Origin of the sequence: Fumia xinanensis, from assembly GCF_014384905.1 — a bacterium.
GTDB lineage: Bacteria > Bacillota > Clostridia > Oscillospirales > Ruminococcaceae > Fumia > Fumia xinanensis.
Window position 1 is genome coordinate 45,636 of record NZ_JACRSV010000002.1, and the last position, 21,229, is coordinate 66,864.

General features: G+C 51.7%; 22 protein-coding genes. 14 read left to right on the forward strand and 8 right to left on the reverse strand.

Annotated features, from left to right (window positions below):
• Positions 1–66 precede the first annotated feature (66 nt).
• The 7 genes from H8710_RS06795 (at position 67) to H8710_RS06825 (ending at position 7,495) form a co-directional block, all read left to right on the forward strand.
• The gene (locus tag H8710_RS06795; protein WP_249294758.1) at positions 67–474 is read left to right on the forward strand and encodes an OadG family protein; all 408 of its coding nucleotides are present in this window, start codon (positions 67–69) and stop codon (positions 472–474) included.
• 32 nt (positions 475–506) lie between these two features.
• Positions 507–1,679 (forward strand): sodium ion-translocating decarboxylase subunit beta, encoded by a 1,173-nt coding sequence (locus H8710_RS06800; RefSeq protein WP_249294759.1) that lies wholly within the window; start codon positions 507–509, stop codon positions 1,677–1,679.
• 294 nt (positions 1,680–1,973) lie between these two features.
• Complete coding sequence (locus H8710_RS06805; RefSeq protein ID WP_249294760.1) at positions 1,974–3,686, forward strand: phosphohexomutase domain-containing protein; 1,713 nt, start codon at positions 1,974–1,976, stop codon at positions 3,684–3,686.
• A gap of 117 nt (positions 3,687–3,803) precedes the next feature.
• Complete coding sequence (gene pfkA, locus H8710_RS06810; protein ID WP_249294761.1) at positions 3,804–4,763, forward strand: 6-phosphofructokinase; 960 nt, start codon at positions 3,804–3,806, stop codon at positions 4,761–4,763.
• Between the two features lie 206 nt (positions 4,764–4,969).
• Entirely contained in the window at positions 4,970–5,239 is a 270-nt protein-coding gene (locus H8710_RS06815; RefSeq protein ID WP_249294762.1) for an ACT domain-containing protein, read from the forward strand.
• A gap of 28 nt (positions 5,240–5,267) precedes the next feature.
• A complete protein-coding gene (locus tag H8710_RS06820; protein ID WP_249294763.1) occupies positions 5,268–6,626 on the forward strand; it encodes a PFL family protein in 1,359 nt (452 codons plus the stop codon).
• A 128-nt stretch (positions 6,627–6,754) separates the two neighbouring features.
• Positions 6,755–7,495 (forward strand): MerR family transcriptional regulator, encoded by a 741-nt coding sequence (locus H8710_RS06825; protein WP_249294764.1) that lies wholly within the window; start codon positions 6,755–6,757, stop codon positions 7,493–7,495.
• A gap of 60 nt (positions 7,496–7,555) precedes the next feature.
• On the opposite strand, the gene argF is transcribed toward H8710_RS06825, so the two are convergent.
• From argF to H8710_RS06860, 7 genes are all read right to left on the reverse strand, one after another.
• Positions 7,556–8,467, reverse strand: coding sequence for an ornithine carbamoyltransferase (gene argF, locus H8710_RS06830; RefSeq protein ID WP_249294765.1), 912 nt, complete (start codon positions 8,465–8,467; stop codon positions 7,556–7,558).
• Between the two features lie 22 nt (positions 8,468–8,489).
• Positions 8,490–9,662, reverse strand: a complete 1,173-nt coding sequence (locus tag H8710_RS06835) for an aspartate aminotransferase family protein (RefSeq protein WP_249294766.1) — start codon at positions 9,660–9,662, stop codon at positions 8,490–8,492.
• A gap of 17 nt (positions 9,663–9,679) precedes the next feature.
• A complete protein-coding gene (argB, locus tag H8710_RS06840; RefSeq protein ID WP_249294767.1) occupies positions 9,680–10,540 on the reverse strand; it encodes an acetylglutamate kinase in 861 nt (286 codons plus the stop codon).
• Positions 10,541–10,578: 38 nt separating this feature from the next.
• Positions 10,579–11,814 carry a bifunctional glutamate N-acetyltransferase/amino-acid acetyltransferase ArgJ gene (gene argJ / locus H8710_RS06845; RefSeq protein WP_249294768.1) on the reverse strand — a complete coding sequence of 412 codons (1,236 nt, stop codon included), beginning with the start codon at positions 11,812–11,814 and terminating at the stop codon, positions 10,579–10,581.
• 80 nt (positions 11,815–11,894) lie between these two features.
• On the reverse strand, positions 11,895–12,935 hold the full coding sequence (argC, locus tag H8710_RS06850; protein ID WP_249294769.1) for an N-acetyl-gamma-glutamyl-phosphate reductase: 1,041 nt from the start codon (positions 12,933–12,935) through the stop codon (positions 11,895–11,897).
• Positions 12,936–12,963: 28 nt separating this feature from the next.
• Complete coding sequence (gene argH / locus H8710_RS06855; RefSeq protein ID WP_249294770.1) at positions 12,964–14,343, reverse strand: argininosuccinate lyase; 1,380 nt, start codon at positions 14,341–14,343, stop codon at positions 12,964–12,966.
• A 67-nt stretch (positions 14,344–14,410) separates the two neighbouring features.
• On the reverse strand, positions 14,411–15,637 hold the full coding sequence (locus H8710_RS06860; protein WP_249294771.1) for an argininosuccinate synthase: 1,227 nt from the start codon (positions 15,635–15,637) through the stop codon (positions 14,411–14,413).
• A 293-nt stretch (positions 15,638–15,930) separates the two neighbouring features.
• Here H8710_RS06860 and H8710_RS06865 point away from each other — a divergent pair, with 293 nt between their 5' ends.
• From H8710_RS06865 to H8710_RS06880, 4 genes are all read left to right on the forward strand, one after another.
• Positions 15,931–16,452, forward strand: a complete 522-nt coding sequence (locus H8710_RS06865; RefSeq protein ID WP_249294772.1) for a DUF2726 domain-containing protein — start codon at positions 15,931–15,933, stop codon at positions 16,450–16,452.
• Between the two features lie 13 nt (positions 16,453–16,465).
• Positions 16,466–16,633 (forward strand): hypothetical protein, encoded by a 168-nt coding sequence (locus H8710_RS06870; RefSeq protein ID WP_249294773.1) that lies wholly within the window; start codon positions 16,466–16,468, stop codon positions 16,631–16,633.
• A gap of 75 nt (positions 16,634–16,708) precedes the next feature.
• A complete protein-coding gene (locus tag H8710_RS06875) occupies positions 16,709–17,035 on the forward strand; it encodes a PadR family transcriptional regulator (protein WP_430413308.1) in 327 nt (108 codons plus the stop codon).
• Positions 17,028–17,588, forward strand: a complete 561-nt coding sequence (locus H8710_RS06880; RefSeq protein ID WP_249294774.1) for a DUF2812 domain-containing protein — start codon at positions 17,028–17,030, stop codon at positions 17,586–17,588. Before H8710_RS06875 ends, H8710_RS06880 begins: the two co-directional genes overlap by 8 nt.
• An 84-nt stretch (positions 17,589–17,672) precedes the next feature.
• Here H8710_RS06880 and H8710_RS06885 read toward each other — a convergent pair whose 3' ends face one another.
• The gene (locus H8710_RS06885; RefSeq protein WP_249294775.1) at positions 17,673–18,425 is read right to left on the reverse strand and encodes an AraC family transcriptional regulator; all 753 of its coding nucleotides are present in this window, start codon (positions 18,423–18,425) and stop codon (positions 17,673–17,675) included.
• 185 nt (positions 18,426–18,610) lie between these two features.
• Here H8710_RS06885 and H8710_RS06890 point away from each other — a divergent pair, with 185 nt between their 5' ends.
• From H8710_RS06890 to H8710_RS06900, 3 genes are all read left to right on the forward strand, one after another.
• On the forward strand, positions 18,611–19,642 hold the full coding sequence (locus tag H8710_RS06890) for a hypothetical protein (protein ID WP_249294776.1): 1,032 nt from the start codon (positions 18,611–18,613) through the stop codon (positions 19,640–19,642).
• Between the two features lie 63 nt (positions 19,643–19,705).
• Complete coding sequence (locus tag H8710_RS06895) at positions 19,706–20,455, forward strand: sugar isomerase domain-containing protein (protein ID WP_249294777.1); 750 nt, start codon at positions 19,706–19,708, stop codon at positions 20,453–20,455.
• 8 nt (positions 20,456–20,463) lie between these two features.
• Positions 20,464–21,168 (forward strand): hypothetical protein, encoded by a 705-nt coding sequence (locus H8710_RS06900; RefSeq protein ID WP_249294778.1) that lies wholly within the window; start codon positions 20,464–20,466, stop codon positions 21,166–21,168.
• Positions 21,169–21,229 lie beyond the last annotated feature (61 nt).

The following is a 21,229-nucleotide window of genomic DNA, read 5'->3' on the forward strand; positions in this document are numbered from 1 at the left end:
CATAAACTTTTTTTCTTCTCCTGAGCCGGAGATTCAAATAATACCATTGTAAAGGAGTTTAAGCATATGGGTAATTGGTTCAACGACTGGTTGTTCAAAGTACAAAACGTGGACTGGGGCCAGGCGGTCGCTACATTTTTCACGGGAATCATTGTGGTTTTTTCAGCGCTGATTGTACTGGTAGTAATTTTTTGGGCCTTTGGCAAAATCATGGAGAATATAGGTAAACCGCGGGAAAAGAAAAATAAAAAAGAGGAACCATTGGTGCCTTCCGCTTCCCCCAAATTAGTGGAAGTGGTTTCTGACGACGGGCTTTCCGATGAAGTAGTCGCCGCAATTACAGGTGCCGTCAGCGTTATCCTCAGTGAAGAGGGCAATAACGGTTCCTTCGTCATCAAGAGCATCAAGCGCACCAGACAGACTTCCTCTGCGTGGGGAACGGCCGGTGTCATTGAAAATACCCGGCCCTTTTAGCCGGCAAATCCATAGAGAAAGGAATTGAAACCATGTTTGAAACTTTTATGGAAAGTATTCAGGGGTTGCTTTCGTCCTCTGGATTCTTGGCGGTCCACTGGCAACAGCTTCTGATGATTGCCATTGCCTGCTTCCTTGCTTATCTTGCAATTGCAAAGGGATATGAACCACTTCTGCTTCTCCCGATTGCGTTTGGTATGCTTCTTACCAACATTCCAAATACAGAATTGTTCCATATGGAATATTATATTGAAAGCAGTATTGATTTTGGAGAGGTACTGCACAGCGGCGGATTGCTGGATATTTTATATTTAGGCGTTAAATTGGGCATTTATCCGCCCCTGATTTTCCTTGGTATCGGCACTATGACGGACTTCGGTCCCTTGATTGCCAATCCCAAGAGCTTTTTGCTTGGTGCTGCGGCTCAGCTCGGTATTTTCGTCACTTTCTTCGGTGCGTTGGCGGTAGGATTTACTCCTACTGAGGCCGGCGGTATCAGTATCATCGGCGGCGCAGATGGCCCTACTGCTATTCTGGTTGCAAAATCACTGGCTCCTCACCTGCTTGGTTCCATTGCGGTTGCGGCATATTCCTATATGGCACTAGTTCCCGTTATTCAACCTCCCATTATGAAGCTTTTAACTACCAAGAAGGAGCGTTCGGTCGTTATGGCCCAGCTTCGTCCTGTCTCCCGCGTGGAAAAGCTGATGTTCCCGTTTATTGTAACTCTTCTCGTTTCCTTCCTGGTTCCGGATGCAGCTCCTTTGATGGGTATGCTGATGCTTGGTAACCTGATGCGGGAAAGTGGCGTGGTTGACCGTTTGGTTAAAACCGCCCAGAACGAATTAATGAACATCATCACAATTTTCTTGGGTGTGACGGTGGGAGCTACCGCTACGGCAGAGTATTTCCTGACCGGGAAAACCATTTTGATCATTGTCCTTGGTCTACTGGCTTTCTGTATCGGTACCGCTGGCGGCGTGCTGTTCGGTAAACTGATGTACATCGTCACCAAAGGTAAAGTTAATCCCCTGATCGGTTCCGCGGGTGTGTCCGCTGTCCCGATGGCGGCTCGTGTGTCCCAGAAAGTCGGCGCGGAAACCGATCCCACCAACTTCCTTTTGATGCACGCCATGGGTCCCAACGTGGCAGGCGTTATCGGTTCCGCTATTGCGGCAGGCGTTTTGCTTTCCATATTCGCTTAATCAAAATCCGCTCCGAAGGACGATACCTTCGGAGCGATTATTTGTAATAGAGCAAATTGCACCGGCATTTTTGGGGAAAAGAAGCGGAATCAGTCGTTTGCTCCCAATCGACAGGATTGGCCTGCGTATTGTGTCGATGAGTTCTTGGGAATTTCATGGAAAATCTATTGACAGCGGTCGATTCCATCGTTTATCATGAAAGGGTGGGGACTTGCCCAAATTGAAAAAGTTCCATAAATATTGCGCGCGCAGGCGGTTTCGTCTCGGATGCGCTGGTGAAAGGACGGATTTTCAGTGGAGAATGCGAAATATCTGGAATGGATTACAAAAGATTTAGAAGACAAAGATTTAATAGAGGAGCTAAACGCTGTCAAGGGCAACGAAGAGGAAATAAATGATCGTTTTTACCGGGAGCTGGAGTTCGGCACGGGAGGACTGCGGGGTGTTATCGGGGCAGGAACCAACCGAATGAACATCTACACCGTCCGCAAGGCGACCCAGGGCCTGGCAAATTACGTCAACGACAATTGGTCAGACGGTGCGGTGGCCGTCAGTTACGACAGCCGTATCAAGTCTGACCTTTTTGCCAGAGAAGCGGCGAAAGTATTGGCTGCTAACGGCATAAAAGTGCATATTTACCGGGAACTGATGCCCACCCCCTGCCTTTCCTTTGCGGTACGAGAGCTTTGCTGTCAGATGGGAATTATGGTGACAGCTTCCCACAATCCGGCGAAATATAACGGCTACAAGGCCTACGGTTCTGACGGCTGTCAGATTACCAATGAAACGGCTGACGCCGTTCTTGCCAACATTAAGGCCGTCAACGAGTTCGATGATGTGAAAGTCATCGATTTTGAGGAAGCGCTTCAAAAAGGCCTCATTTCCTACATCGGTGACGAGGTGAAAGAGGCTTTTTACAGCAACGTACTGAGCCAGTCCCTTCACGGCGATTTGGTCCAAAAAAGCGGCTTCAAGCTGGTTTATACACCCCTGAACGGCACTGGTAACAAACCGGTTCGTGAGATATTAAAGCGCATTGGCTTAAACGACGTGACTGTTGTTCCAGAGCAGGAAAAGCCGGACGGGAATTTCACTACCTGTCCTTTTCCGAACCCAGAAATCAAGGAAGCGCTTGCTCTGGGACTCAAGCTCTGTGAGGAAACCGGCTCCGACCTTTTGTTGGCTACCGATCCGGACTGCGACCGGGTGGGAATCGCTGTAAAATATCAGGACGAATACAAATTGATTACCGGCAACGAAGTGGGCTGCCTGCTCTTAAACTACATTGCTTCTCAGCGCAAGGAACTGGGCACATTACCTAAGAATCCGTTAACGGTAAAAACTATCGTCACCACCAGCCTTATCGACTGTATTGCCGCGGAATACGGCGTGGAAGTGGTGGATGTGCTGACAGGCTTTAAGTACATCGGCGAACTCATCGGCAAACTGGAGCAAAAAGGAGAAGAAAACCGCTACATCTTTGGATTTGAAGAAAGTTACGGCTATCTGTCCGGCACCTATGTCCGCGACAAAGACGCTGTGGTCGGCTCCATGCTCATCTGTGAGATGGCGGCTTTTTACGCCGATCAGGGCAAGAACCTGGTGGACGTATTAAACGAACTGTATGCCAAATACGGCTACCATCTGTGCACTCAGAAGAGCTTTGCCTTCGAGGGGGAAGCCGGTATGGAAAACATGAACGCCATTATGCAGTCGCTCCGGGAAAATCCCGCTGCGGAAATTGGCGGAATCAAAGTCGCCCGATTTAACGACTATAAAAAGCGTCTGGCAAAAGACTGCCTGACCGGTAGGCAGGAACCAATTGAATTGCCGTCGTCCGATGTGCTCATGTACCAGCTGGAAGACGGATGCAAAGCGGTGATTCGACCTTCCGGCACCGAGCCGAAGATTAAGATTTACTATTTTGTCGTCAAGGAGCACGAGGCATCCGCCCGTAAACGGGAGGAGTCTTTGAACGAAGATTTCACAAAGCTGTTAAAATTGTAACAATATTGTAGTGAAAGCGCCAAAATCATCCAAATCCTCTTGACAGTTGCAAAAAAAACAATACAATTGTATATGGAGAAATTTGATAGGAAAGATATTTGGAAGGAGTATCACCAAATGAAAACAATAGGAGTTTTAACAAGTGGAGGAGACGCTCCCGGTATGAACGCCGCCATTCGAAGTGTGGCGCGTACAGGACTGCAATATGGCATGAAAGTTTTGGGCGTCATGCGCGGCTATAACGGCCTCATCAATGGCGACATGATCGAGCTCAATATGAGAAGTGTTTCCGATATAATCAATCGCGGCGGAACCATGCTGTATACCGCACGCTGCAAAGAATTTAAAGATATGGCCGGCGTTCAGAAGGCAAAAGAAACCTGCCTGAAAGCGGGCATCGAAGGTTTGGTTGTCATCGGCGGAGACGGTTCGTTCCGCGGCGCGGGCGACCTTTCCTCTATCGGTATCCCCTGTGTCGGCATTCCCGGCACCATCGACAACGACATTGCCTGCACCGATTACACCATCGGTTATGATACAGCCATGAATACCGCTATGGATATGGTTGACCGCATTCGTGACACCGCCCAGTCCCACGACCGGTGCAGCGTCGTTGAAGTCATGGGCAGAAACGCCGGCTATATTGCGCTCAACACCGGCATTGCTGTCGGCGCATCCTATATTCTGGTGCCGGAAATCAAGCCGGACATCGACGCTGTCATCGAAAAAATCGAGAAATCACGCGCTTTGGGCAAAAAGCACTTTATCGTCGTCGTGGCAGAAGGAATCGGCCACGCCAAGGAGATTGCGCAGGAAATCGAAGAGAAAACCGGCATCGAGTCCCGTGAAACCATTCTTGGCCACGTACAGCGCGGCGGCAATCCCACGGTCACCGACCGTGTCGTCGCCAGCCAGATGGGTTACCACGCGGTGGAACTGCTGCATCAGGGAATCGGCAACCGCGTCGTCGCTCAGAAAGACGGCAAAATCGTCGATTACGATATTCAGGAAGCCTTGAAGATGAAAAAAGAACTTCCGATGGAACTTTATAAGGTCGCCCACGATATTTCATTCTAAACCATTTGGATGAATCAGAAGCCGCGGAGAAATTTCTCCGCGGCTTCTTGCCTTATTGGACAAGGGAAGGGGAAAATCCGCAGGGAAATTTGGGGGTTCTACTGTTTCTGGGGAGAAACCTTGTAATTTTTATGGAAATCTAGTATACTGAATAGTAGTTTTGACCCTACAGAGGGCGTTATTTTGAAGGATCTGGAGGATTTTATATGCGTGCAGTTATTTCAGTAGTCGGCAAGGATACGGTGGGGATTCTGGCCAAAGTCAGCGAGAAATGCGCGGAGGCCAACGCCAATATCGTCGACGTGACCCAGACCATTTTGCAGGACATGTTCGTCATGGTCATGATGGTGGACATCTCCAAAATTTCCTGTGAGTTCGGCGCTTTGTCGGATATGCTCAGCACTCTGGGAAAAGAGATGGGGCTTGACATCCACGTAATGCACGAGGACATCTTCAACTCGATGCACCGGATTTAACCGATTTGACGAAAGGGCTGAAAATAAGTTGATTAACGTTCATGATATTATGGAAACCATCAAGATGATCGAGGAGGAAAACCTCGACATCCGCACCACGACCATGGGGGTTTCCCTGTTGGACTGCGCTGATGGTGACATCAACCGTTCCTGCGAAAAGATTTACGAAAAAGTCTGCCGGAAAGCGGAGCATCTCGTCAGCACTGGCGAGGATATTGAGAAAAAATATGGCATTCCCATCATCAACAAGCGGATTTCGGTCACTCCTATCGCCATGCTGCTGGCAGCCAGCGGCGGTGACCCGGTGAAATACGCTTTAACCCTGGAGAAAATTGCCAACCAGGTGGGGGTCAACTTCATCGGCGGGTATTCCGCGTTAGTGCAGAAAGGCTTTGCCGCCGGGGACGAGGAACTGATCCGTTCCATTCCTGAGGCGCTCACCGTCACCGACCACCTCTGTTCCTCTGTAAACATCGGCTCTACCAAAACCGGCATCAATATGGACGCGGTGCGGCTCATGGGGCAGATCGTCAAGCGGGCGTCTGAATTGACCGCCGACCGTGACTGCATCGGCAGCGCAAAGCTGGTGGTGTTCTGCAACGCCCCCGAGGATAACCCCTTTATGGCGGGCGCTTTCCACGGCCCCGGTGAGCCCGACTGCGTCATCAACGTGGGCGTTTCCGGCCCCGGCGTGGTGAGAGCCGCTCTTTCTAAACTGCCCAAAGACGCCAACTTGACCGAGGTGGCTGACCTTATCAAGAAAATCGCCTTCAAAATCACCCGGATGGGCCAACTGGTCGGCACTGAGGCGTCAGAGCGGCTGGGTGTGCCCTTCGGCATCGTAGATTTGTCTCTCGCTCCCACTCCGGCGGTGGGCGACTCGGTGGCCCACATTCTCGAGGAAATGGGTCTTCAGATGTGTGGCGCCCACGGCACCACAGCGGCTTTGGCGCTTTTAAACGACGCGGTTAAAAAGGGTGGTGTTATGGCATCCTCTCATGTGGGCGGCTTGTCCGGCGCGTTCATCCCGGTTTCTGAGGACGCTGGCATGATCGATGCGGCCCGCTGCGGCACCTTATCCATCGAGAAGCTGGAAGCCATGACGGCGGTTTGCTCCGTCGGTCTTGACATGATCGTCCTGCCCGGCGACGTGACCCCGGAAATCATCTCCGCCATCATCGCCGACGAGGCGGCCATCGGCATGGTCAACTCCAAGACCACCGCTGTCCGCGTCATTCCCGCCATCGGCAAAAAAATCGGCGAGGAATTGGAATTCGGCGGACTTTTGGGCAGCGGTCCGGTGATGAAAATCAATTACACCAGCCCCGAGACCTTTATTCATCGCGGCGGACGGATTCCCGCCCCGCTGCAGAGCCTCAAAAACTAAACAGTACCGGCGGAAGGCAAAATACTTTCCGCCGGTTTTTCTTTTTGAAAAATATTTTTAAAATCTCTTGACTCTAACGCAGCGTCATGGTGTAGGATGAAATCAAGGCCGAAAGGAGGAGAAAACCCATGGAGAAATATTCAGTCAGCGAGGTGGCGAAGCTCACCGGGATCAGCGTGCGCACTCTTCATTATTACGATGAAATCGGGCTGCTAAAACCGTCGGAGCTGAGCGAATCCAGATACCGGTATTACGATAGAGAAGCGCTTGCGGAGCTCCAGCAGATTCTCTTTTACCGGGAGCTGGATTTTCCCCTCAGAGAGATCCGGGGAATGATGCAAAGCCCTGGATACGACCGCCGAGAAGCGCTCAGGAACCACCGGGAGCTGTTAAAGCTCAAGCGGGAGCGGCTCGACCGGCTCATCGGCCTTGCAGATGATACGCTGAAAGGAGAAAAGGATATGAGTTTTGAAGCATTTGACGTAACCGCTGTGGAAACGGCGAGAAAGCAGTTTGCCGAGGAGACGAAAAGCCGCTGGGGGAACACCCCGGCCTACGTGGAGAGCGAACGGAGGGCAGGCGGCTACTCTAAGGAGGACTGGACCGGGATTCAGGCAGAGATGGACGGAATTTTCCGCAGTTTCGCCGCCCTTGTGAGGAAAAACCCGGCAAGTCCGGAGGCACAGGAGCTGGTGCGGCGTTGGCAGGCGCATATCACGGCGCATTACTATGACTGCACCGAGGAAATCATCGCGGGTCTCGGGGAAATGTACCTTTGCGACGAGCGGTTTCAGAAAAACCTCGACCAATACGGAGAAGGCACCGCCGCTTTTGTCAGCGAGGCAATTCGGTATTACTGCGGGAAGTAAAAGGACAAAAAGAATCCGTTTCCGGAATTCCGGAAACGGATTCTTTTATTTTCAGCGTTTTTACTTCTTCTCCATCAGCTTGACCATAACGGCCTTCTGGGCGTGGAGACGGTTTTCCGCCTCGTCGAAAATCTCGTTGGCGTGAGCCTCGAACACCTTGGCGGTGATTTCTTCCTCCCGGTGGGCGGGCAGGCAGTGAAGTACCATTGCGCTCTCCTTGGCGGCTTCCATAACCGCGTCGTTGATCTGGTAGCCCTCGAAAACCTTCCGGCGGGCGGCGGCTTCCTCTTCCTGGCCCATGGAAGCCCAAACGTCGGTGGTGACCACATCTGCGTTTGCGGCCATTTCTAGGATGTTCTCGCTCATGGAGAATTTATCGCCGTAGGCTTTCGCAAACTCCAGTACCTGCGGGTCAGGCTGGTAGGAGTCGGGGCAGGCGATGGTCACTTCCATGCCAACAGTCAGTCCGCCGACGATGAGGGAATTCGCCATGTTGTTTCCGTCGCCGATGTAGCACATTTTGAGACCTTCGAGGGCGCCTTTGTGTTCCCGGACGGTCATCAAATCGGCGAGAATCTGGCAGGGGTGGCAGTAGTCGGTGAGGCCGTTGATGATGGGGATGGAGCCGTATTCCGCCAAATCCTCCACTTCCTTCTGGGCAAAGGTGCGGATCATGATACCATCGAGATACCGGGAGAGAACTCGGGCGGTGTCCTGCGCCGGCTCGCCGCGGCCGATCTGCAAATCGCGGGAAGAAAGAAACAGCGCCTGGCCCCCCAACTGGTACATGCCGGTCTCAAAGGAAACCCGGGTACGGGTGGAGGATTTCTGGAAAATCATGCCCAGAGTCTGGCCTTCCAGACGTTTGTGGGCGATGCCGTGCTTTTGCTCGTATTTTAGCTGGTCGGCGAGGTTTAGGATGTCGAGAATTTCATCTTTGGAGCAGTCGCTTAATTTCAGCAGATGTTTCATAAGGCTCATTCCTTTCTTTCTATTAAGATAACACTTCCCAGAGGACGTTGAGGCCCCGGGTCAGTTCTTCGTCGGTGATGGTGAGGGGCGGCAGCAGGCGGACCTTCGTCTTGGCGGTGAGAACCAACAGCCCTTTTTCGAGACAGGCTTTGGCCACATCGGCGCTCTTTTTTGTTTTCAGCTCGATGCCGACCATCAGCCCCAGGCCGCTCAACGATTTCACTTCGGGGCAGCAGGCGAGACAGGCGCGGATTTTTTCTCCCTTTAGTTCCACTTCTTTGAGGAAAGGGTCGTTGGCCACCTTTTTCAGCACCGCGTTTGCCCCGGCGCAGACCACCGGGTTGCCGCCGAAGGTGGTGCCGTGGGTGCTGGCACCCAAAACGTCTTTGAGCTTGTCGTTTACCAGCACCGCGCCGATGGGCAGGCCGCCGCCCAAGCCTTTTGCCAGAGTGGTGATGTCCGGCTGCACGCCGAAATGCTCGCCGCAGAGGAGCTTGCCCGTCCGGCCGATGCCGGTCTGGACTTCGTCGCCGATGACAAGGATGTCATGTTCGTTGCAGTAGCTGACCACCTTTTTCACGTAGTCTTTGTCCAAGGCGTTGACGCCGCCTTCGCCCTGAATGAACTCCATCATGACGGCGCAGGTGGTTTTGCCGACGGCTTTCAAAAAGTCGTCAAAATCGTTGGCAATGGAGTAGGAAAAACCCTCGGTGAAGGGATAGAAGTAGTTGTGAAATACTTCCTGACCGGTGGCGGCCAGAGTGGTCACCGTCCGGCCGTGGAAGGAGTTTAGCAGGGTAATAATGCCGTTGCGTCCCGGGCCGTACTTGTCGAAGCTGTACTTCCGGGCGACTTTAATGGCGCCTTCGTTGGCCTCCGCGCCGGAGTTTCCGAAGAAAACGCGGCTGTAGCCGGTTTTTTCGCAGAGGGTTTTTGCCAGCTCCACGTCGGGGAGGGTGTAATAGAGGTTGGAGATATGGGCGAGATTCCCCGCCTGCTCGGTGACGGCTTTCACCCAGCTTTCGTCTCCAAAGCCAAGGGAATTGACCCCAATGCCGCTGGTGAAGTCCACGTATTCTTTGCCGTTACTGTCGGTGCAAACAGCGCCTTTTCCTTTGACAATACAGGCGTCAAAACGGCCGTAGGTGTTCATAATGTATTGTTTATCTTGCTCTTTGACATGCTGAAAGTCCATTTTGGGTCAGTCCTTCCTTATTTAAACAGGGTGCCAATACCTTCGTTGGAGAGAATTTCAATGAGGATGGAGTGGGGGATGCGCCCGTCGATGATGCAGGTTTTCTGCACGCCACGGCGCACCGCCTCGACACAGCACTCGATTTTCGGGATCATGCCGCCGGAGATAATGCCCTGCTTGACGAGAAAAGGCACTTCGCTGACGTTGACCTCTGGGATAAGGCTCGTTTCATCGTCTTTGTCCCGCAGAAGCCCCCGGATGTCGGTCATGAGGATGAGGTTTTCCGCCCCAAGTGCCGAAGCGATACGGGAAGCGGCCGTATCGGCGTTGATGTTGTAGACCTGGCCTTCGCTGTCGGTGGCGACGGTGGCTACAACGGGGATATAACCGTTATTGAGGGCGTCCATGATGGGCTTTACGTCCACATCGGTGATTTCCCCTACATAACCCAAATCGTCGTCGCCCTTCATCTTTCGCACCTTGAGCATCTTGCCGTCAGAGCCGCAAAGGCCTAAAGCAGTGCCGTTGTGCTGCTCCAGGAGGGCGACCAGCTCTTTGTTCACTTTACCGGCCAGCACCATCCGGACGATCTCGGCGGTTTCCTTATCGGTGTACCGAAGGCCGTTAACGAATTTACTCTCGATGCCGACTTTTTGCAGCATCTGGTTGATTTCCGGGCCGCCCCCGTGGATGAGCACCGCCTTGATGCCCACGAGGCTCAAAAGGACGATGTCGCTCATGACGGCGTTTTTCAGTTCCTCGCTAGTCATGGCGTTGCCGCCGTATTTGATGACAACGATTTTGTCGTGGTATTTCTGGATATAGGGGAGCGCGTCGTTTAAAACCTGCGCTTTTATGCTGTTAGAAATGTCGAGCATAGGAGTATCATGCCTTTCTCCAAAATGGATTCGTAAGATCAGGTGCGGTAGTCGCCGTTGATTTTTACGTAGTCGTAGGTCAGGTCGCAACCCCAGGACACAGCGGATTCTTCGCCGCTGTTCAGGTTTACCATGACCTTGATTTCGTCTGCGGAGAGGACCTCTTTGGCGATTTCCTCCGAAAAGTCGATGCCCGATCCTCCCTCACAGACGGCCAGCATACCGCATTTGGAGGCAAAGGAAACGTCTACCTTATGAACGTCCACCTCACAGTCGGCATAGCCAATGGCGCAGAGGACTCTTCCCCAGTTGGCGTCGGCGCCGAACATGGCGGCTTTGAATAGGGAAGAAGTGATGACCGATTTGGCAACGGTTTTCGCCTGATGTTTGTCCTTGGCGCCGCTGACGATGCACTCGAGAAGCTTGGTGGCGCCCTCGCCGTCCTTGGCGATCATCCGGGACAGGTTCATCAGCACCACATAGAGGCCGTTTAAAAACATCTCAAAATTTTCGTCCTGGGTGACGATTTTCGGGTTTTTGGCCTCGCCGGACGCCATCAGAGAAACCATGTCGTTGGTGGAGGTGTCCCCGTCGATGCTCACCATATTAAAGGTTTCGTCCACCACCTGTTTCAGGGCGATCTGTAAGGGTTCCGGCGCGATGGACACGTCGGACGTGAGAAAGCAGAGCATGGTGGCCATGTTGGGATGAATCATGCCGGAGCCTTTGGCACAGCCGCCGATGCGGCATTTGACCCCGCCCAACAGGAACTCCACCGCCACTTCCTTTTTGACGGTATCGGTGGTCATGATGGCTTGAGCAAAATCGCCGTTTCCGTCGATGGCGAGGGATTTCGCCAAGTCGGGCATAGCCTCCTCGATGGGCTCAATGGGCAAGGGTTGGCCGATGACACCGGTGGAAGCGACGATGATGTCGTCCGAAGCCATATCCAGCTCGTTGGCGGCGATGGCGCACATGAGTTCCGCCTTTTCGATGCCGTCGGCGTTGCAGGTGTTGGCAATTCCGCTGTTGACGATGACCGCTTGGGCCTTGCCATTTTTCAGGTGGTCTTTCGTCACGTCCAAGGGTGCGCCTTTTACCTTGTTTTGGGTGTAAACGGCGGCGGAAACAGCGGGTTTATTGGCTGTGATCAGCCCCAGATCCTTTTTAGTTTTGTTGGCGCGGATGCCGCAGTGCAGCCCCGCCGCCTGAAAGCCTTTGGAGGCGGTAACGCCGCCGTCCACAAAGGCGAATCCTTCAAATTTTACGAGCATTGATCTTCATTCCTTTCTTGGGAAGGCGTGAAATAAGAGTGGAAAGCGCAAAGCGGGTTCAAAGAACCCCATTTGTATTTTTAGAAAATCGGCGCGATGAGTTTTAATCCGGCGTTTTCCGGGAGTCCCAGCACCAGATTCATGTTCTGGATGGCCTGGCCAGCAGCCCCTTTAACCATATTGTCGATGGCAGAGACCAAAATCGCCCGGTCGGTGCGCTTGTCGTAGTGGACGGAGATCTGGCAGTTGTTGGTGCATCGGACGTTTTTCAGGTTGACGATGTCTCCTAAGGGGAGCACCGTTACAAATTCTTCATCCTGATAGAAGTCCGCGTACATTTTATGGAGGGCTTCCGCGCTGGACGGTTTCGTCATGTCCACGTAGATGGTGGATACGATGCCCCGGTTCACCGGAAGCAGGTGGGGAACAAAAGTGAGGGTCACTTTTTCTCCCGCCAGGGCGGACAAATTTTGTTCGATTTCTGGGGTGTGCCGATGGGAAGCGATTTTATAGGGAGAAAACGCTTCGTTGCATTCAGGGTAATGGGTGGTGAGGGAGAGCCCTCTGCCCGCGCCCGTCACGCCGGATTTGGCGTCGATGATCACGTGTTTTAAGTCGGCAAGGCCCGATTTCACGAGGGGGGCCAATCCCAAACTTGAACAAGTGACATAGCAGCCGGGGTTGGCGATGATTTTTGCTCCTTTTGCCTTCTGACGGTCCAGCTCCGGAATGCAGTAGACCGCCAGGTCGTGAAGTTCTTTTTCCTTGTAGGACAGGCCGTACCACTCGTTGTAGTCAGCTTCATCGTATAGCCGGAAATCGGCCCCCAGGTCGATAAAAGTCCGGCCTTTTTCCACGCATTTTTTGGCGATGGGCTCGCAGAGACCGTGGGGCAGGGAGGCAAAAACCACGTCGCTTTTCTCGATGACGGCGTCCGCGTCTTCCAAGATGAGGTCGGTGACGCCGATGAAGTTGGGGTAAATTTCCGCCAAGGTTTTCCCTTCATAGGAAACCGAGCTGACGGCGGCTAAAGTCACGTGAGGGTGGGACATCAAAAGCCGCGCCAGCTCCGCTCCCGCGTAGCCGGTGGCGCCGATAATGCCCGCTTTGATAGTACTCATATGTTTAAAACATCCTTTCCGGAGCGATTTAAAAAGCAGTAAGTGCCGCGTTGACGGCGGCAATTTGTTCGGAAACCCGCTCTTTGGCCGGGCCGCCGATGCAGTTTCTCGTAAACGCGCAGGTTTTCAGGTTGATGGCGTCGTAGACGTCCTCTGCAAAGACGTCGCTTAATTTTTGGTATTCTTTGAGCGGCAGAGTCTCCATGGTGCAGTTTAACTCGATGCACCGGGCAACCAGAGTGCCGGTGATTTTATAAGCGTCTCGGAAAGGAACTCCTTTTTTGGTCAGGTAATCGGCGCAGTCGGTGGCGTTTATAAAACCCTTCGCCGCGGCGGCCCGCATGTTGTCGGGAAGCACTTTGGCGGTCGCCAGCATGGGGTCAAAGGTCACAAGGCAGAGTTTCACCGTGTCGACGGCGTCAAAGATCGCCTCTTTGTCTTCCTGCATATCCTTGTTGTAAGCGAGGGGGAGGGATTTCATCATCGACAGCAGAGTGACGAGGTCGCCGTAGACCCTTCCTGTCTTTCCACGGACCAGTTCCGCCACGTCGGGGTTTTTCTTTTGAGGCATGATGCTGGAACCGGTGGCAAAGGCGTCGTCCAGTTCCATAAACTTGAACTCCCAAGAACACCAGAGGATGATTTCCTCCGATAAGCGGGACAGGTGCATCATGATGGTGGCGATGGCCGAGCAGAGTTCAATGCAGAAATCCCGGTCGGAAACCCCGTCCAGGGAGTTGAGCATCGGGCCGTCAAACCCTAGGAGGGAGGCGGTCATTTCCCGGTCGATGGGGTAGGTGGTTCCGGCCAGAGCGCCGCTGCCCAAGGGGCAGTAGTTCATCCGCTTGTTGGTGTCGGAGAGCCTTCCCAAATCCCGCAAAAACATGTTGGCGTAGGCCATCAGGTGATGGGCAAAGGTAATGGGCTGTGCCCGCTGTAAATGAGTGTAGCCGGGCATAATGGTTTCGAGGTTATCTTCCGCCATTTTGCAGACGGTTTCAATAAACTTTTTGAGCAGTCCCTGAATCTCCGCGATTTCGTCCCGCAAGTAAAGCCGGATGTCCAAGGCCACCTGATCGTTTCTCGAACGGGCGGTGTGGAGGCGCTTGCCAGCGTCGCCGATGCGTGTAGTGAGCTCCGCTTCAACGAACATGTGGATGTCTTCTGCTTCCATGTCGAACTGCAGAGCGCCTGAAGTGAGATCCGCCAAAATACCGTTTAACCCTTCGATGATTTTGTCGGCGTCCTCCTTTGGGATGATGCCCTGCTTGCCCAGCATGGTGGCGTGGGCGATGGAGCCGAAAATATCCTGTTTGTACATCCGTCCGTCAAATGAAATGGAGGAATTGAAATCGTTGACCTTACTGTCCGCCTCTTTTTGAAAGCGGCCCGCCCACATTTTTCCCATGAATCTGTATCCTTCCTTTTCTTCATGATAAGCAAAGGGCAGAGTCAGCCTCTGCCCGCTTCAGTTTTTATTTATTTTCGTTTCTCTTTTCGTCCAGCATGGCTTTGACCTTGATGGGCAGGCCAAACAGGTTGATGAAGCCCTGTGCGTCATACTGATTGTAGACTTCATCCTCGCCGAAGGTGGCGATTTCCTCACTGTAGAGGGAATAGGGGGAGCAGACGCCGGCGTTGATGATGTTTCCTTTGTAAAGCTTCAGCTTCACGTCGCCGGTGACGGTTTCCTGGGTTTTGTCAACGAAAGCGGAGAGGGCCTCCCGTAGGGGGGTGTACCACTGGCCGTCGTAGACGATGTCAGCGAATTTCAGGGCGATCTGCTGTTTGTAGTGCTGGGTCGCCTTGTCAAGACAAATGGTTTCCAGCACGTCGTGGGCGTGGTAGAGGATGGTTCCGCCAGGGGTCTCGTAAACGCCTCTGGACTTCATGCCGACCAACCGGTTTTCTACCAGGTCGGCCAGGCCGATGCCGTTTTCGCCGCCAATTTTATTGAGGGTTTTGATGAGGGTGACGCCGTCCATCTTTTTGCCGTCCAATGCGACGGGGATACCCTGCTCAAAGGAGAGGGTGATATAGGTGGGCTTATCAGGAGCCATCTCGGGGGAAACGCCCATTTCGAGGAAGCCCTCTTTGTTGTACAGGGGCTCGTTCATGGGGTCTTCCAGGTCCAGACCCTCGTGGGACAGGTGCCACAGGTTCATGTCCTTGGAGTAGTTGGTTTCCCGGGTCAGTTTGATCGGGATGTTGTGGGCCTCGGCGTATTCGATTTCCTCGTCCCGGGATTTGATGTCCCAAATCCGCCAGGGAGCGATGATGGGCATATTGGGAGCGAAAGCCTTGATGGCCAGCTCAAACCGGACCTGGTCGTTTCCTTTGCCGGTACAACCGTGGCAGATGGCGTCAGCGCCTTCTTTTTTGGCGATCTCGACGATTCTCTTGGCAATGGGAGGCCGTGCGAAAGAGGTTCCCAACAGGTATTTATTTTCGTAAACCGCGCCCGCTTTTATGGTGGGGAACACGTAATCGTAGACAAATTCTTCCTGAATGTCCTCTATGTAGAGCTTGGAAGCGCCGGTTTTCAGCGCCCGCTCTTCGAGACCGGTGAGCTCAGCGTCCTGTCCCACGTTGCCGGCCACGCAGATGACCTCACAGCCGTAGTTTTCCTTGAGCCACGGGATAATGATGGAGGTGTCGAGCCCTCCGGAATATGCTAAAACCACTTTATTGTACTTTGCCATTTTCATTCTTCCTTTCCGTCAATCGGCAATCATATGTGCCGCAAAATTCTTTGTTATGTTTGTTATTATACGGGCCTCCTTTTAAAATTGCAAGGGGTTTCCCGCCTGAAATTCAGAAAAAAGGGAATATTTGTATGAGTATACAAATAATACGCAATAATCGCCTAGCTGTTATGCAAAATTATTGTATATTATACATAAAATATGTATAATATACAACTGTGAATATACGCTTTCGTTGACAGCAAGTGTCAAATCTCCTATACTGGTAAAAACGACACAAGGAGATTCGCATGATGGACCCCATTTACTATTTACTCATCTGGATTGCCGCAGCGGCAGTGGCCGCATACATCGTCGACGTTGTTCGACGGCGTCCGGAGCAGGCCAATCCCAACGGAAAGCTTCCCTATGAGAAGCAGAAAAACTTCCTGAGTCCGGCGGAACATTCCTTTTATCTGGCGATGCAAAACCATCTGGAAAGCCAGTTTACCATCTGTCCCAAAGTGGGGATTAAAGAACTCATCTGCGTGCAGAAAGGCGTGGGACGGGATTGGCGAAAGTACTTTAATTGGATTTCCCGTAAACACGTGGATTTTGTTTTGTGCCGGCCGGATACCATGGAGGTAATCTGCGCTGTCGAGCTGGACGACAAAAGCCATCTGAGGCAGGACCGGCGCAGACGGGATGAATTTGTAGACAAGTTGTTCGAGCAGGTGGGAATCCCTCTTTTTCACATACCGGTCAAGCCGGGGTATACCCATGAGGATTTCGCTCCTGTCCTGCTGCTGAGAGAAGAATTTACTTTGAAATAGGAAGGAAAAAAGAATGCCCGAAAACGAAAAAGAGAAGTGTCCCTGCAAACGGGTCAAATGTCCCCGCTATGGGGACTGTAAAGCCTGTCTCGCCCACCATAAAGGAAAAAAATACGAAGCCAGCTGTATTCGGTTAAAACGCAAAGGAGAAAAAACGAGAAATTTTGCCAAAATGTCTTGACAACTATATCGGCCTTCGTTATAATCATTATATCGGATGACGATATAATGATAGACGATATAAGAAGGTGGAATTGTGAGCACAGAAAACGTCGCCCTGACAGAAGCGGTCACCTATATCCTGTTGTCCCTTTATGAGCCGCTTCATGGATACGGAATTATGCAAAAGGTCCAAAATCTTAGCGGCGGCCGGGTGAATTTGGCGGCGGGGACGCTGTACGGCGCGCTTAATACCCTGCTGGAGCGCAGATGGATCGAGGCGCTGCCCGGCGAAAAAAATTCCCGAAAAAAAGAGTATCTCATCACCCAGAGCGGCAAAGAGGCCGTCCGGGCGGAGCTCTGCCGCCTGGAGGAACTGCTCACAAACGGCAGAATGATTTCGGGAGGGGACTGCCATGATTAAAACGGTACACAAATTTTTTTCGCTCGGTTCCTTTGAAAAGGAAGAACAGTGGCTCAACGCCATGTCCCAAAAAGGGTATCAACTGGTTCACGTGGGCTGGTGCTCTTATACGTTTTTGGAAGGAGAGCCGGGGAAATACCTTTACCGTCTGGAGCTATTGGAAGAGGTGCCGGAGCACCCCGAAAGCGCCGCCTACATCCGCTTTATGGAGGAGACCGGTGCGGAGATGGTGGCTTCCTACATGCGCTGGGTCTATTTTCGAAAAAAAGCGAAAGACGGGGCCTTTGACCTCTATTCCGACATTCGGTCCAAAATCGGCCATTACCGTCGGATCGCCGGTTTGTGGTGGGTACTGCTGTTTGTGGAACTGATTGCCTTGGCCATTAACGTGGCCGGGACTGTCAATTATGTTATCACAAACGGCAGGCTTTTAAACCCTAACTTTTTTCTTTCTCTTTTTTGTCTCCTCTTGCTGGGCTTTGTGTTTTGCATCGGCCTTCCGGTGCTTAAAAAACTTCGCCAGATGAAAAAAGAACAGCGGGTGCGGGAGTAAAACTTTCCATACTGGGAGAAATACAAACGATAGCAGAGGGTGGGCCGTCTGGTAAAAGTACCGGACGGCCCACCCTCTTTTATATTAGACTTTTGACGGAGGAATTTTTTTCTGCGCTTTAAAAAATCTGGAAAAATATTTCGGGTCCTCAAACCCGACCTTTTCCGAGACTTCCCTGACGGAGTAATAGCCGGAGTGAAGCAGCTCCTCGGCGTATTTCAGGCGGAGACGGTTTACGTATTTCAGCGGAGTTGTGCTGCATTTCTGCTGAAAAACCCGCCGGAAGTAGGTTTCGCTGGTTCCATATATTTCGGAGAGCTTGGATACCGATATGTCGTGTTCGCAGTAATGTTTATGGATGTATTCGATCACTTTTTCCATTTTGTCCTCATGGGCCTGAAAGGGGCGGCCGGACAATTCCTTTTGTAGCTCTTCCAGTATGGCATAGAATATAGAGGAAGCGGCATACCGGTAGCCGGTTCTTTTTCGGTTCCACACGTCAAACAGGGAACGGAATAGATAATGGTATAACTGGGTGTCATCCGGAGATACCGAAAAAAAATCATTGAGGCCAGGGTCTCCCTCTATTTCGAAATGGACGACAAACAGGTGCTCGGACTTATGATCCAGCGAGTATTCAAAATCCTTTGGCACATAGGCGATGGAGTCGGCAGATACGTGAGAGGAAGTCCCGTCATGTACAAAAGTCGCATCCCCCCTCAAGCGAAAAGATAAGGCGTGGAAAGGACGTGGGTTGGCATGCCGAAGAGCGCTGTCCCACTTTAGTTCCAATACGGACAGAATGCGGAATAAATTTTTGCCGTCATCCAGAAACATGATTTTATCCCTTTCCAAGAAAATACACCGGTTTTGAATCCTTTTTCCATAGTGTCAAACTACCATATACAGCCTTCTTTGTCAAGTTATGAAATATCCACTTTTTGAGTTGAAAAATGAGTGTACTTTAACGACCACTGCTCCTATAATACAAGTAGTTGGCACACAATAAGGGAGGATTACATATGTCGATAAAGCACACCGCCGTCAGCTACTACGGACTCAACTACGTGGAGCACGCAAAGAAGGACTTTGAGGAAATGAAGCAGCACGGCTGCGACACCGTTATTCTCGCAATTACCGAGTTTGACATGGATTTTTGGTTCCCAAACATCAATAACATCGTCAAGGCAGCTCATGAGACAGGCCTTCGCGTCATTGCCGACCCATGGGGCATCGGAAAATACTTTGGAGGCGAGCAGGTCAGCTTATTTTTACAGAACAACATCCACCACAGGCAGGTTTCCGCCTACACCGGCGAAGTGCTGAACGCCGCCTGCTTTAATACCAATTCCTTCCGGGATTATTTTAAAAATATCTGCCTGAAGCTTGCCAAAAACACCGACGTGGACGGCTTTTTCTGGGACGAACCCCACTACGCTTACCCCAAGTCCTACGCCTCTATCACCGGCGGCGCCGGAGACGACTGGGCGTGTCGGTGCCCGGAGTGCATGAAAAAGTTTCAAGAGTATTACGGCTATGATATGCCGAAATTTATGAACGATGACGTCAAGCAGTTTCGCTGGAGAGAGGCTCTGTTCACTTTGTCCGATACCTCTAAGGCACTTAAGCAAGTCAATCCGGATCTAGAGATCACCTGCTGCGTCCACGCCACCATGAATACCTACTATGTCACTGAGCTTCGCGGCTATGACAACTGGGATATGGTTGCCGCCTGCCCCTATTTTGATGTCTTCTCCACCACCATCATCAACTGGGATCTGCCGGAGCAGTTCTTTGTCGACATTACTGAGCGAACGGTGGCCATGGCGAAAAAATATGGCAAGCAGTCGGAACGCTGGCTGATGGGATACAACAAGCGACCCAAAGATTTTAGCCAGATCGACCATGTCGTCGACCTGTACGAAAGCATGGGCGTGGATCGGCTGGCTACCTGGACCTACCGGGGCGGTTACGGAACCAGCGTCGCCGCGAAGGATCCTTTGGAGTTATGGGATCGCATTGGTGAAAATTACAACCGGGTTTTAAAAAAGTAAGAGAACAAAAAGAAAGCATTCGTTAACATATCGGCATTAAAAAGAACGAAAGGGGAATACACAGTGAATGATTTTGGTTATTTCGAGAGTTTGATGAACAATTTTAAGCAGGTCAACGAAACCCAGTCGGAAAACATCCAAAACGCGGCGAAGCTTATGGCGGATGCCATTGCTGATGACCGGCTGATCAGCGTTTATGGCGGCGGGGGTCATACGACTCTCTGCATGGGGGAGATGTTTTTCCGGGCGGGCGGCCTTGCGAATATCAATCCCATTATGGAAACCGGACTTTCGGTTTTCAATCAGGCGCTGAAATATTTGGAGTTTGAGCGGGCTGTCAACTACGGCGACGCCATCGTCCGGTATTACGACCTGAAAAAGGACGACGTGCTGATTATCTTTCACAACATCGGCATCAATCCCGCCACCATCGACGCGGCCATGCAGGCGAAGAAAAACGGCGTGAAGATCATCGCCGTGTCCAGCACCCAGTGGCAGAAGGAAATGCCTGCGGATCATTTTATCCGCCATCCCAACCACAGCAATCTCTTTGATTACGCCGACGTCTGCATCGACGACTATAATCCTGTGGGAGACGCTGTAGTAAATGTTCCAGGGCTGGATACTCCCATTGCCCCTATGTCCAATATTATCGACTTTTACATCGCCCATCTTCTGGAGATTGAAACGGTGAAGCAGTGTATCGACCGGGGGATCACTCCTCCTGTGTGGATGAGCGCCAATGCGCCCGGCGGCGATGAAAAAAATGCGGCCTATATCGAGAAATATAAACCTCGTATCAAAATGCTGTGAGGAATGCTATGAATATGTTACAGGAAAAACTCAATTTTTTACTTAATAAATACGACATTTCGTCCGATGTCCAAATCATCGACTGTCAAAATGCCGTCATTGACGGCAAAGCAGTCCAGCTGCTCCCATGGAGAAGCGAAAGAAGGTTTGCGGAGCTGAAAAAATTGGTGGAAAGCGGTACGTTGAACGGCCTGAGTACCATGCGGATCACACATATCGCCCATAAAGGGGCGGATTTGTTTGAGCTGTTTTTCCGGGAGGCGGACATCTGCGAAACCATTATGGGCAGTGCGCTCACTGAAATATTTGCGGTTTCAAACGGAGATACTGCTTTGAATGTCTTGGCCAAAAATCAGGATGGCTGCGTCTGTACCTTTGAGCTGGCCGCCACACTGAGCGACGGGGCAGAGCCCATCGACAAGCACGAAATCATCGCCTGTTCCGGAATTGCTTGCGACCGGGTGGTGGACACCCAGGTTCCCCAGAGCTCGGTCTATGTTTTGGGGGAAAAGAATACAGAGCAGTATACCGATGTTGACATGGAACTGTTTGGCTTGGATATCGGACAATGTGCCGCGGTCCGCAATTGCTTTGAGATGGCGAAAACAGGGGAAGACACCGAAAAAATTGTTTTCCACTTAAATCAAGTGGTCGAGGCGGCGAAAAAGTCTATTTCCGAAATTGAAAATGTTATTTTATCTAAGGCAATTTGAAAGTAAACTTTCAAACTTGGAATTTTGTGCCTAAGCCGTCAAAATAACAGCGGCAATATAC